A 12,586-nucleotide genomic window follows, 5' to 3' on the forward strand; every position below is an offset into this window, starting at 1 on the left:
GTTGCTCTAGGAAGGCACACGGAGGAGCAGTAAGGTAGGCAGACTCTTCCATCCAAAGGGCACTAAATGGACTTTCTCGATGCTTTCTTGGGGGATGCCAAAAAGTGGATTGTTGGCGAATGCTCAATCGACTTAAGGTTTGTGGCCAGGAAGTCCTCCACCCCTGATACCTACGAAATTGTTCATGCTTCGCTTGCTGTGTTGCCTCTTCCGGACCAGCGGAGCAAGGATTTGGACTTCGAATTGGAAGCCAATGGCTTCTGGTTCGGTCAACAGCACGCCGACGGGTTGTCGGCGCAAGAAGCGATCAATATTGTTGCGGACGCCTGCGCTGGTTTTGTCGTCGCCTATGGAAGGCACCTCAAGCTTACGGGGTACGGTCGTAACTTCCGAGCACTGCCAGTGGACAATGAGTGGGTGGCGAGCACCCTTGGAATTTCCATTGGGTCACAGGCACCGTGGGGACATAGGGAGGACGTTTCCCTGCTTGAGGTGAACGAGACACTTCGTAGGTCGTCTCCGCCATTTGATGGTCTCGAAGACATACTTTCTTGGCTTGCCCTTCAAGCTGACCTAGGAAGCGAAGATCGGAAGCTGAATTTGATTGTCCATGCCCCTGTAAATGTTCGAGCAGACAAGACAAAGGTAGAAGACGGTGCAGTACACCTCACTGTGGTTGCGCATCCCAATCTCGAGTTCGACGATGTAACGGTCGCCCTCCGCGGCGCGCCCCCAAAGGGGGTGGCTCACAGGATGCAGGTGGCGGACAGGATTGTCTGGGCCGACTCGGAGGACGACGTGCGGTACGGTACCGCGAAGATCGAAATGCCTGGGATCGATGCTGCACAAGTCATACTTTCCCTAGGTTTCCGATATATTTTTCGTCAGTGGTTCACGGATGCTGTTCGCTCGAGAAATGAACGATACTTGGCGGTTCGGCTGTTCGACGCCAATTTGAAACAGTTGCGTCGCTTTGTTTTGGAGGATTCAAATTCGGACAAGTTCGAAATTGCGATCGCAGCACTTGCGTTTATGAGCGGCTTCAGCCCTGGGATGACGTTGGAAACAAGTGCTCCGGATATCGTAGTTTCGACGCCGACAGGACGTCTTGTGTTAGTCGAGTGCACAATTAAGACGTCGGATGTGCACTTAAAAATCGGGAAGCTAGTCGATCGTCGTGAGGCCTTGCGCAAGGCCCTCCAAGGCGACGGACGTCAGGTTTCACTTCTGTCCGTTCTCGTGTGCCAAAGCTCGAGGGAAAACGTCGCCGCGGAAGACCGAGAGCTTGCGCAGAAAGGAATACTTTTGCTTTGTCGCGAGGATCTCCAGACGCATTTGGACGGTGCCCTGCACGCGCCGATCGATCCGGACCAAATGTATAAGGACGCTCTGGATCACTTGATGCTCCTTAGTAGGCCGACCTCGACGCCTTCGACGAGCGGGGATCTGTTTTGAGCCGCCCATGTTGTCGAATGATTTAGCCGGCCCTACGTTGGATTGACATAACGTTTCCGCGGACCTTTGAAAGTGTCTAAATGGTCCGACATCCGGCCATCGTCTTCCGGCGCTCCGCCAGCTGAGTCGTGCGGATCTAGGCGCGTCCACTCGGGTCGCAAGCCTCATGGGCCAGTTGGTGCTCGGTGTAGTCGAGGCGGAAGAGTAGGGTGATTGGCCCGTGTTATCGGGGAGGGCTAAGCTTCATGGGCCAGCGGTCGTCTCGCGCGCGTCAGGCTCTCGATTTCGAGGCGCCCGAACGGCAATCCTATTGGCCCGAGATGGATAAAGGCATTCGGACGCCGCGCGCGCCTCAAGCCTCGAATCCGTACATCTGCTGAAGAAGGTGCACTTGAAGTTCGTGCGCCCGCTCTGGTCCCATATGGAACTTGATCACCTTGTCGTCCGCACACAGGGCCGGTATGACTCGGCCAGAGATCAGGTGCGCCACTTAGAACAGGAAGTCGCACGCCAAACGGGCCAAGTCACAGCTTTGGAAAAGGCGCTCTCGGAGGCTTACGCAGCAGCGCCAGTAAAACGGAAGGGTTCTCTCGCTGCACCCAAGACCAGTATGAAACAGGGCCAACGAAAAGATGTCCCGGTACGCGCGCGGGTCGCCAACAAACGGTCTGGCAAGTAGCTTGGGAGCAACAATCGCTATCAACGTGGCGATACACTGAGTTCCGCATTGCGGCGTGAGTACGGCGAAGGGTGCGCACCAGAATGATTACGCCATGATCCCGACTCGTCTTTCTGAACAAGCGTTGGATCCGCTAGGGTTCACCGAGGCGGGTCGAGTGCAGAGCCATCGAGTACTTCGATGGTTTGGGCTTTCTGTGAATGAGCTGGAGTGCATGCTCGATCTCACGCGCGAACACAACGGTAATCCCGCCACCGCTGATCAGTTTGTTGTGAAATTGGCCTTCCTGGCAAACACCGTCACTTCATGCTTCCAAAGCGAGGCAAAGAGCGCCGCCTGGTTTCGGGCCGTCAATCCATTACTGGGCGGGTTGTCTCCCATAGAGATGATTGCACATGGCCGAATAAACCGCCTTGAGCGATGGATCGAGGGAGCGCTCCAATCTTTCAATGAGTATCCGATGTAGTCGAACAGAAATGCTTGCTTCGGCTCCAAGTTGGCTGGCCGCAATAGCACAGGTCTTCGACTGACGCGGCTCACATCTGCTGGCCACAATCACCGGTTTTGAGTGCCTAGCGACTGAAGGCGTTACATTCTCTGACTAAGGTTCATTTCGCCGGATGTAACGCAATCACTTAGCGGGGCGTAACGAAAACACCTGTTTCGGCTGGAACGAAGCCATGCCAGTGCCGTGCCAAGCCAGCTCCGGACCCGTTTAATTTCGCATAATGTATAGACGTCGTACTTTCTGCGACAGCGAAATGCTGCTTGACGGCCTCGGCGTGAGCCGGGAATAGCCCGACTGTTAGGGCGATTGCGGCAGCAATTTGCGCAAGTCGAAGCCACACCTTTCGGGCTTCTGGATTTCGAGCGCGTTCGGCTTCGATCAACGGGAGCCAGTGAGCTATTGACTCGCCAGTTGCTTCGCACATGCGCGCAACACTGTCTGCGTCGGGGTGCGAGCGAGCTGTTCTCCACCCACTGACTGCTTGTTTCGTGACGCGCAGTTTTGCTGCCAAATCCTTGTCCTGCTTGATGGAGCAGGCGTCAGCGTATTTGTCAAGCAATTTAATTGTTGCGTTCACGGTCTGAGACCCCTTGACTGGAGAGTACGAGGGTACTTTACTCCGCCCTGAGTCTGAGAGTCTCAGACTGCCAAAGGGGCCATTCATGACAGTTCTGGGCATCTCCTGTTTCGCCGTAGCTGTGTTCTGGGCCGGCTACCTCGTTCGTGGCCTCCGTGATCTGCATGTGTCCACTGCGCTCACTCTGGAAGGGGTGGGCGTTTGAACGCCGATCACGTTCTGCTTGCGTGCTGTGCGTATTTCATGGGCATGGTTACCGGCAATTTTGTGGGCATGTGGATGGTCGATTGGCTTCGGGCCGGTCGTCTGCGCAACAAGCGTCGCATGCGGGGCATCGCGTGAGCCGCCGTCCTGATGACGCTTTCGACTTTTCCCCGGTCGGGGTGGTGGAAAGGGTAGGGGGTGATGGCCCGAACACTAACAGGGGCCAAAAGGGTGGGGTAACCGGCTTCGCCCTAGGAATCGACTGGCTGACGGTCACTTTCCCTTTGGCCCGTCTTGAAGAGTGCTCTGTTTTCGATCTGGCCACCGTGTGCGATTTCATTTTCGGCAGTGCGGCGGGTTTCAAGGTCATGCGCCCAACGGGCCGCAAATTTCAGTTTTACAACGACTATTGCGTGGTTCTCGACCGCGAGGATCAGCTCGCCGGCCGTATCTGTTTCGGCGGCAACAACGAGCGTATGCAGGTCGAGTTGACCGGTGCCGGCTGTCATTGGGTGCCGTCTTGGTCTTACGTGCATTTTCAGCTTGAGATTTTGTCGGCGCGTATCACGCGCTGCGACGTGGCGCTGGATGATTTTCAGGGTGTCGCGCTGGATCTTCATGAGTTGGAAGCCCAGGCAAAGGCCGGTCTTTTCAAGGCCAATGGTCGTCCTCCCAAGACGCGGTTTATCGACGACCACGGCAACGGCACTGGCTGCACGCTGTATGTAGGGAAGAAGGGCCACAAAGAGTTGTGCGTCTATGAGAAAGGCAAAGCGCTGAAGGATGAGACGTCGCCCTGGCTGCGGGTGGAGCAGAGGTTCTATGGGAAGCACGTCGGGGAAGAGAACGCGGCAGGTGAGCGCGTGGGTTCTGGCCTGCCGCTCGATATCGTTCTTCATCCGCTCCGTTACTTCCGTGCGGCCCATGAGTATTTGGCTGAGTTGTGTGACCGCTGCGGGATTCTGGATGTCGCCAACAAGTTGAAGGTGGTGAAGGCGAAGGTCGAGGCGACCGTTTCCGCTGCTGTTAAGTGGTTCAAGACGCAAGCGGGCTCGTCACTGAATTTGTTTATGCAGGCCCTCGGCGATGACGCCGATGGCGTCCTGCGGAAAAACCTGACGCGGGAGCCGCTGCCGTCGCGTTTCAAAGGTCTTGGTGCAGCGGAAAAACTACACGAACTAGTGAGGCACGAACTATGCCCCGTATCCATGTAAAGGACACGAAAGTCCATGAGCGCACTTTCACCGGCAAAGATGGCAAACCCCAAATCATTCGCGAGCAGCGAGCTGCGGTCGATACAGGTGACGGCTACGAGCTGCCGTTCCGAGTCGGCCTCGGCCCGGTTGGGGCCGTCCATCCGGTGGGCACTTATGACATCGCCCCGGAGTGCTTCTCGCTCGGAAAGTACGGCGATCTTGAGCTGTCGCGCTACGTGAAGCTTGTGCCGATCGCTGCGCCTGCGCCTGCGCTGTCGAAGTAACCAGTTTGGGGAGCGTGGACGGTGAATGATCCTGTTTTTATGACGTGTGACCCTGCAAACGTGGACCCAACGTCGGGTGTTTGCTCGGTGCCGGTGTGGGTCACTCAGCCGTCCATGTTCCCTTCGTTAAGCGCCACTGATGGCGCAGCTATAGGTTTCGCGATATGTGCCTGCTGGGTCGCGGCCTATATGTCCAGAGCACTCCGGCAGGGAGGTGGTTGAGATGAGCAAGTTTCAGGGTTTCATGGCGCGCTGCGGCGCCAAGGCTTCGGGCCTGAAGAAGATCGCAATCAATGCCGTGGCGGCTTCGGCTGTCATCGGTGGTGCCGCTATGGCTGACGCCAGCGATCCGACTTCGACTTTCGTGTCCACGCTGGGCACGTATGCCGTCGATGTGGGCCTGCTGGCTGTGGCCGTGCTGGGCATCTACTACGGCAAGAAGCTGGTGGGCTACCTGAAGGTTTAATTTCGGGTGGAGATTCCGGGGCTTCGGCCCCGGTGTTCTCTGGGGGTCTTTATGGACATGTTGGGTTATTGGGTCATTGTGGCGCTGCTGGGGTCTGCATGGATTTTGTTCGCACCATCCAACGACGATTGACCGCGCCGCTACTCGTCGCGTTATTGGTGCTTGTTGGTGGAATCTTTGCGCCTAGGGTTGCAGACGCTGCTACGGCGTACCCGACCTACTCGGCCGCGCTGTCTCACTGTCAGTCGCTACTTCCACAGTTCTCTGCGGGTTCCACGTGCTCGAATACGAACACGCCGCCTTCGTCTTGCTACGTTTCGTTGCTGTACCCGAACGGCACTTTGTATAACTCGTACACCTATCCATGCATCTCTGCCGGCAACCCGTGTTCAGGCGCGACGCCGTACCCGAATTTTCCCTATGGTGGCAAGGTCACTTCGGGTATGACGATCAGTATGCCGATGACGGACCCGTCGAGCGGCGTCACCGTTCAATGTGGTTACACGGCCACGGCGTTAGGCCCTCCAATTGAGAACCAGTGGGGCAGTTGGCATACTCAGCTTTCGCTGACGGCGACGGGCAATCCTGCGGGCGGTGGCGGCACGCCCGGGCAGTTCTCGAACGCCAATGGCAGCACGCCTAACCCTGCACCGCCGAATCTCAATCCTGCGGCTCCGCCTCCGACAACGCCAACGCCGGGGCCTGACACATGCGGCGAGGTGAGTTGCGCGAACCCGAACACGGGGCAGGTGTGTTTTGCTGTGAACGGCTCTCCCACGTGCACGAATTTTCCGCCGTGGAATTCGGGCACGCCTTCGGGGGCGTGCGCTTCGTCCGGTGATTCGACGATCTGCGCGGGGACGCCTTCTGCTCCTTTGCCGCCGTCTTCGAATGTCCCTGATCCTGCGACATCGGCGACCGGCAACGATCGCTACACCGGTGCTGATCCGACGACGGGCACTAACTACGGTGTCACCGTGGGCACGTACACGAACCCGGGCGGAACGCCTACAACGAGCGGTTCCAAGACAGGCGACACGACCCCTAAGAATCCGTCGTCGGGTTTGCCGGCTTCGTCGAGTACGGCGGCGTCGTCGTTTAGCGGCGGTGGCGATTGCAACTCGCCTCCGATTTGCTCGGGCGATGCGGCCATGTGCGGCACGGCGGAGGAAGAGTGGCACGCGATGTGCCAGGCCAAAACGGATCAGGAGAATATCGACAAGCATTTGGCCGGTGATGGCAACGGGCCTCCGACGCTTGCCGCCGATGAGGCGAAGTACTCGCAGTCGAGCGTGTGGAGCCAGCCCAGTGTCGGTAACACCCAGGGCGATCAGGCGAATGCGGGCTCCTACAATCAGGGCGGGTTTGGCTATTCGCGGCAGTGTCCGTTACAGGATTTCAGTTTTACGTCGGTGCCATTCGTCGCCAAGCTTTCGTTGGGCTGCGGGGTGTTGGAGGCGGCTGGCGACATCATTCTTGCGTTCGCGCTCTTTGCGGCGTACCAGATCACGAAGGGGAGTAACCGCTAATGCCTGTGGTCGTTGCGTGGATTGGCGAAATGCTGCTGTCGGTAGTTGGTCAGATGGTGCTTTCCGCGCTTGTAAGTGTCGGTATCGGGTTCGCGGTGAACGCCGGAGCGACGGGCATTATTGATAGCACGGGCTTGCAGTCGATGTTGGGGCAGGCGGGTCCGCTTCTGGGGTGGGTTGGTGTGCTGCGTATTGACCAGTCGATGACTGTGATTCTTAGCGCGTGGGCAGGCCGCGCCATTGTGGACGCCGCTCGCGTGCACATGACGTCTATGAAGAAATCGAGCTAAGGGGGCGTTATGCCGGTCGCGTTGTTCACGGGTTTGCCGGGTGCCGGGAAGACGGCTACGTTAGTCAAACGCATCACTGAATTGCAGGAAAAGGAGCCGGGTCGTCCTGTCTTTCAGTACGGTATCAACGGTCTTAAGGAAGGTCTGGCGATCACTCTGACGAAGGAGATGCTCGATAAGTGGTGGGAGCTTCCGCCCGGTTCGATCATCTGTCTTGATGAGTGCCAGGAGGATGGTTCATTCCCGGGTACGCTGGCGTTGATGCCGAAGGACAACGGGCGTCCTGCGGATTGGGTGCAGCGGATTACGAAGGTCCGCCACTACGGCATGGATTTTCTGCTGACTACGCAGCACCCGGCCAACATGAGCGCCTATGTGCGTCGGCTGGTCGATCATCATGTGCATGCCGTGAGGCGGGCCAAGGGTGTTCGTCAGACGTTTACGTGGCAACGCTGCATGGACGATCCTGACGCACGCACGGCTAAGAAGACCGGGCAAATGTCCTTCGACCCGCTGCCGAAGGAAGTGTTTGATCTCTACAAGTCCAGTTCTCTACACACAATGAAGGTGCGGACGCCGCGCATTGTTTACTTTGCTATCGCGCTCGCTGTTGCTGGTGTGGCTCTGGCGGTGATCATTCCTTATCGTATGCACAAGCTGACGCAGCCGTCTGAGGCTGTGCAGGCTTCTGTGGGTTCATCCTCCGGTTCGTCCTCTGTGTCTCAGTCCGATGCGTTGCGTAATAAGGATTTCGCCAAGTGGATGACGCCGCGTGTTCCCGGCGTTCCGTGGTCGGCTCCGATGTTCGACCACTTGGACGTCCAGGCGAGTCCTCGCCTTTTCTGTATCGCTGCCGACGATGGTCGGTGCAGTTGCAATACGGAGCAGGGGACTCGCTACGAGGTGGCTGTGAAACAGTGCCGCTTGATTGTCGCCAACGGCATGTACAACCCCTTCGTTTCGCCTGTAGGCGGTTCGGGTGGCGCAGTTGATGATGGGGGCACACACTCCCAACCCCCTGCCAGCCGGGAAGCGGCTTTGCCGCCCGGCAGGCAGGGGGTGGCGGGTGTGTATTCGGAAGAGGGCGCTGTGGGGCCGCACAAGGATCGTCAGACGGCTACTGCATACACCCCGCCTGAGTATCACGCCTGGAATTCTGATCCCTTCGGCAGTGGCGGGAGTAAGTCGCCGTAGTGTTTCTGCTGTCCGCAGGACGGATACGCCGTTGATCTAGGTGTGTGGCGTGTTGCTGCGTTTGCCGGCCTGCGTCTCACCTACTGAGATTGCCTTCATTGCCACCCGACAAACCCGCTTTTGATACCCTGTTCGGACAGGACAGGGGATGGTTATGCGCAAAGTGGACTTGGTGTTGTCGGCTTTCATACTCGTCGCCGTCGTGATGGGCGTCGCCGCTTACCGGGCTTGGTTTCCTGCTCAGGTTTCGGGCTCGGCTCTCGTTGGCGTCGATAATCTGCCAGATTTGCCACCTGTGCCGATGGGCCTGTACTCGATTGAGGCTGGAACTGATGTGGCGGCGTTTGATGGCGCGAATGCGGTTTGCCGGGATGGTTTGATGATTTGGAATGGTCCGCGTGGACCTCAGGGAACGACCATTGGTGGCCAGATCGTGCGTTGTCTGATGCCTGTGCATCGGCTTGTGCAGCCGAGAGCCACCGGTTGAACTGTCGGGCGTTCTCTGGCGTGATGTTTGCGCCCTTGATTGATCCGCCTGGGGGTACGAGTGCACGGCCGCGCATTTTCCAGCCGATCCACGGTCCTTGGAAGTCGTGAGTGCTGGTGAGCTGGTCTTGCAACAAGGCCGCGATCTCATGCAGTGAGATGACGCGGCCTGCGGGCGTGGTGAACTCTTGGCGGTTTTCGTTGTACAGCCAGGTCAAACGGGTACGGCGGCGGGACATTGACGCATTCCATGCGTGAGGGAGCGTAGCCAAGCGAGGGCCGTGCCAAGGGCGCGTCGGACCATGTTTAATTTCGCATAATGTATATTATGTCAAATTATGTCAGCAGGCTTGCGCGACTCTTCAGGCACGCCCTGGCGCGGTTTGGCAGCCACTTTGCTTCCTCTGGAACCCCCCCGTTCCTGCAGGAAGCAGCCCATGTCGTTTAACTGGACCTTCGATCCCCGTTCCCAGACCTTGCGCGCGCCGTCTGGATTGGCCATTACTGTCCGCGAGATCGCCCAGATGCTCGCGGATCGCCGTGACTGTCGTTATGACTTTGCCGGCGACTGGTCCGGCTGGAAGATGCGCGGCAATAAGCTCATTCCGCCGCACACCGGCAAGAACGGACCAAAACTCACACCACAGAACGCCAAACTATTCTTGGTGTGGGTTAACGAACCGAGCCGTGAGTCCTGTCCTCGCAACGTGCCACGCGGCCGGCCGAGTCTACGACTTGTGTATACACGTTCCCTCTGACTTGAACGACAACGCCGCCTACGCAACGCTGATCAGCCAGGAGCGTGGGCGCATCGGGAATCGGTGTCATTACTGACTCCGTTGCGCCGCAAATATGCATGTTGCCTTGAACGTCCATGTAGCCGCTAACTTCGCCGGGCGCAGGCGCATCGCTCGGTTGGCCGTGTATGTAGACTCGATCGCCCACACAGTGCGCATCCGGATAGACCCAGCTTCCGTTCGCCAGATGCACCATGCCGGCGTAAGGATCACTCAAAGGCGGGCGTGATGTTGGAGTGTGCTCAGCCTCCACCTGGGTAGATGGATTCCACGCCCGATAGGCCGCAACACCCATCCCTACGGCGACGAGTGTAAGAAGCGAAAGCACGACATCCGTTGTTCGCATGAGAATTCCCTGTCCTTTTCAGGCAGGGTATCAAAAGCGGGTTTTCCGGGGATGGATGAGGAAGGTAGGCCGGGTCGGACCACGTAGCCCGCAGGAGCGGGCTATATGTCGGTGGTGGCTTCCACGACAGCAAAAGGGCGTATCCGTAGGGGTTTCACCCCTACACCCCAATCACGCTCTTGTGAGGGGCGGTTTTAACCCCATAGACGGCTTACAACCGTTGAACTTATAGGCGGTTGGCAACCGCCTGATTAATGGACGGTTGATAGACGTTGCACTTATCAAAAACCTATATTTCGAGGAATTCTTATGACGCGAAAGAAAAAGCCGGCACGCCGCCAGTAGAAGCGCTGGGCGTGGTTCCGCCGAATTCACGCAGCTTATAAATGGGCAGACTAGGTTATCTCCCCACTCATAAAGCTTCATGAGTACTGGTTGATTTGGGAGATATGCCGGCATCTCTTGCATCACTTGCCCTGGAAGTAACGTCATCAAGGCCTCGACAATTATGCCGGGGCCTTTTTTATCCAGGAGCCCTATCACCCTGTCTTCAAAGCCCCAAAAAAAGGTCCGCTATGGGTCGGGAGCGGACCTTAAATTATTAGCCTAGCCAGCCTCAATTTCCGCGCCGAGGGTCTCTAGGATCATGCGAAGGCCCTCCATTTCGGACTCTCGGATCCCTTCGATGGTCATGGGTTGCTTCGACATCACTCGCTGCGCGATCAACCTAATCTGGCGAGGAGACACCTGCAACGCTCGCCGCAGGCGCTTCGGCAGCTCTGACCCGGCATGTCCAGACCACCCCGTAACACGGGGGCTATCCGTATAGCTGGAAATAGTGAGCGAATTCATGTCGCGGATTATCCAGTGTCGTTGCCATCAATTCTGTCCGCTCCGGGTCGAAAGCGGACCTAACCTCTAGTCTAAAGATCGCGAGCCTTGGTTACGTGCCAAGCAAAGCATTCTGCTAGATCCGATGGTATTCCTGGGGCACTTTTGATCGCCCAAGCACGAATACTGGCCTCCTCATCGGCCCGGGCTCCGCCACTCCACAGCGTGACGTAATGCACTTTGTCGGGCGCGCCATGGAAGAAGATGAAAGGTGGATCAGAGCTTGGAGCATCGACGTAAATGATCTTCCAGTCGCTCATCTCGAAGGCTTGGAGAACCGTCACACTGGTTACGTTGAGCTGCCTTGCGATGGCGCCAGCCCATTCGGTCCTCTGCGATTCCGACAAGTCACGCCTAACCAAGTCGCATGGTGAAGCTGCGGTAACCCCGCTGACCAAGAGCAATCCGATCAAAAGTAATGAACGCATACGTCCCCTGACTTGGTATCTCGGCAATGTCCGCTTTGGGTCGAAAGCGGACCTTCCCAGCTTGCCGAGTGACTGGCATCGCCGCAAGGGCTGGCACTCGGCTCTACCTCTTTGAGCCCCACGGATCGGCGTTCCAAGGCATCGAGCCGGGTGGCTGGTAGCTGTCAGGGCCTACGCCGGTTTTCCAGCCGCTGGATTCCATGACCACAGGGGTGGCCTGTCCGATAGCGCCTGCGGCCTGCTGTGAGGGCTGCGGAGGCGGTACATCGTCGCGGCGGCGGTCAGGCTTGAACGGATCGTAAGCGCCGCCGTTCTCAACAATGTCGCGGCACACGTCCTCTTCCATCACATAGCGCGTGCCCTGCTCCGTAATGCAGCGGCATTTACCGGGCTTGACCTCGGAGGCGCAGAAGATCTGCGGGTGCTGCGTGACGGCCTGGCCGTCGTAAAGCGGGGCAGACCACGGTTGCGTGATAACGCGGGGCATCTGCGCTGCCACGTATTCGCGCGTGGTGGCGTAGCCGTTCGGCTTGGAGCCAGCCGAGCCACTGAACGGCGAAGCCTGCGCCTGGGGCGTGGAGGGAGCCTCGGTCAGCTTCCCCGCGTGGTTCTTCTGATAGTCGTGGATCGCCCAGGCGAACCAGCCAAGACCGCCGAGTGCCACGAGGCCAGCAAATGCGAGGCCAAGACGCCCGAGCACCTGTTTAAGCGGGCGCTTGGCGCGCTTCGTGTGCATGGTGGCCGAGTCATAGAACTCGTACAGGCGGGCTGGGTAGTGCCACTCACTAAAACCGCCTTCGTTGCGCAGTGCATTGTCCTGCACATCGTCGTGACACTCGCGCCATTCCCAGCGAAGCGCCGAAGTTTTCGTATAGGCCGAGAGATGCACGTGCACGTTGATCAGCTTACGAATGTTCGCATGCAGGAACGTCGGGTGCTGCGTCATCATCACGATGTCGATGCCGTCGTGACGGTGCGTCTCCATCTCAATGATGGCCTTGGACGGCTCGCCGGAACGCTGCGCTCGCCAATAGCGCTGAGCCTCATCGACCACAATGAGCGAGTTTTTCTCGCAGTGCTCGTGCCAACTAAGCACGCCCTCATCGTCGAGCGGCACCACGCCCGGCAAGCGCATGCCGGTGATGTTCGCCGAGTAGATGATGCGGTCCGGGTTTTCCTTCTGCTGCTGCTCGATGAACTCCATCGCGGAGAGCGTCTTACCGGAACCGGGCGTGCCTGTGAATAGATACAGCATG

13 protein-coding genes are annotated in these 12,586 nt (G+C 58.1%); 11 read left to right on the plus strand and 2 right to left on the minus strand.

Annotated elements, in window-relative coordinates; genetic code table 11:
* Window positions 1-66 precede the first annotated feature (66 nt).
* Both OUZ30_RS10200 and OUZ30_RS10205 read left to right on the plus strand, forming a co-directional pair.
* The gene (locus OUZ30_RS10200; protein WP_266182143.1) at window positions 67-1,455 is read left to right on the plus strand and encodes a hypothetical protein; all 1,389 of its coding nucleotides are present in this window, start codon (window positions 67-69) and stop codon (window positions 1,453-1,455) included.
* A 773-nt stretch (window positions 1,456-2,228) separates the two neighbouring features.
* Window positions 2,229-2,600 (plus strand): hypothetical protein, encoded by a 372-nt coding sequence (locus tag OUZ30_RS10205; protein WP_266182144.1) that lies wholly within the window; start codon window positions 2,229-2,231, stop codon window positions 2,598-2,600.
* Window positions 2,601-2,769: 169 nt separating this feature from the next.
* On the opposite strand, the gene OUZ30_RS10210 is transcribed toward OUZ30_RS10205, so the two are convergent.
* Window positions 2,770-3,219, minus strand: a complete 450-nt coding sequence (locus OUZ30_RS10210) for a DUF3693 domain-containing protein (protein ID WP_266182145.1) — start codon at window positions 3,217-3,219, stop codon at window positions 2,770-2,772.
* 201 nt (window positions 3,220-3,420) lie between these two features.
* On the opposite strand from OUZ30_RS10210, the gene OUZ30_RS10215 reads away from it, so the two are divergent.
* From OUZ30_RS10215 to OUZ30_RS10255, 9 genes are all read left to right on the plus strand, one after another.
* Window positions 3,421-3,561 carry a hypothetical protein gene (locus OUZ30_RS10215; RefSeq protein ID WP_266182146.1) on the plus strand — a complete coding sequence of 47 codons (141 nt, stop codon included), beginning with the start codon at window positions 3,421-3,423 and terminating at the stop codon, window positions 3,559-3,561.
* Window positions 3,558-4,637, plus strand: a complete 1,080-nt coding sequence (locus OUZ30_RS10220; protein WP_266182148.1) for a replication initiation factor domain-containing protein — start codon at window positions 3,558-3,560, stop codon at window positions 4,635-4,637. The genes OUZ30_RS10215 and OUZ30_RS10220 overlap by 4 nt, the downstream gene beginning before the upstream one ends.
* A complete protein-coding gene (locus tag OUZ30_RS10225) occupies window positions 4,619-4,903 on the plus strand; it encodes a single-stranded DNA-binding protein (RefSeq protein WP_266182149.1) in 285 nt (94 codons plus the stop codon). Before OUZ30_RS10220 ends, OUZ30_RS10225 begins: the two co-directional genes overlap by 19 nt.
* Window positions 4,904-5,126: 223 nt before the next feature.
* Window positions 5,127-5,369 carry a hypothetical protein gene (locus OUZ30_RS10230; RefSeq protein WP_266182151.1) on the plus strand — a complete coding sequence of 81 codons (243 nt, stop codon included), beginning with the start codon at window positions 5,127-5,129 and terminating at the stop codon, window positions 5,367-5,369.
* A 98-nt stretch (window positions 5,370-5,467) separates the two neighbouring features.
* Window positions 5,468-6,898, plus strand: coding sequence for a hypothetical protein (locus tag OUZ30_RS10235; protein ID WP_266182153.1), 1,431 nt, complete (start codon window positions 5,468-5,470; stop codon window positions 6,896-6,898).
* The gene (locus OUZ30_RS10240; protein WP_266182155.1) at window positions 6,898-7,188 is read left to right on the plus strand and encodes a DUF2523 family protein; all 291 of its coding nucleotides are present in this window, start codon (window positions 6,898-6,900) and stop codon (window positions 7,186-7,188) included. Before OUZ30_RS10235 ends, OUZ30_RS10240 begins: the two co-directional genes overlap by 1 nt.
* A 9-nt stretch (window positions 7,189-7,197) precedes the next feature.
* Window positions 7,198-8,382, plus strand: a complete 1,185-nt coding sequence (locus OUZ30_RS10245; RefSeq protein ID WP_266182156.1) for a zonular occludens toxin domain-containing protein — start codon at window positions 7,198-7,200, stop codon at window positions 8,380-8,382.
* A gap of 154 nt (window positions 8,383-8,536) precedes the next feature.
* Window positions 8,537-8,869 carry a hypothetical protein gene (locus OUZ30_RS10250; protein ID WP_266182157.1) on the plus strand — a complete coding sequence of 111 codons (333 nt, stop codon included), beginning with the start codon at window positions 8,537-8,539 and terminating at the stop codon, window positions 8,867-8,869.
* Between the two features lie 436 nt (window positions 8,870-9,305).
* Entirely contained in the window at window positions 9,306-9,626 is a 321-nt protein-coding gene (locus OUZ30_RS10255; RefSeq protein WP_266182159.1) for a hypothetical protein, read from the plus strand.
* 1,807 nt (window positions 9,627-11,433) lie between these two features.
* Here OUZ30_RS10255 and OUZ30_RS10260 read toward each other — a convergent pair.
* Window positions 11,434-12,585, minus strand: a complete 1,152-nt coding sequence (locus tag OUZ30_RS10260; RefSeq protein ID WP_266182160.1) for a zonular occludens toxin domain-containing protein — start codon at window positions 12,583-12,585, stop codon at window positions 11,434-11,436.
* Window position 12,586 lies beyond the last annotated feature (1 nt).

It is taken from the genome of Dyella humicola, from assembly GCF_026283945.1.
In the GTDB taxonomy this organism is placed as follows: Bacteria; Pseudomonadota; Gammaproteobacteria; order Xanthomonadales; family Rhodanobacteraceae; genus Dyella; species Dyella humicola.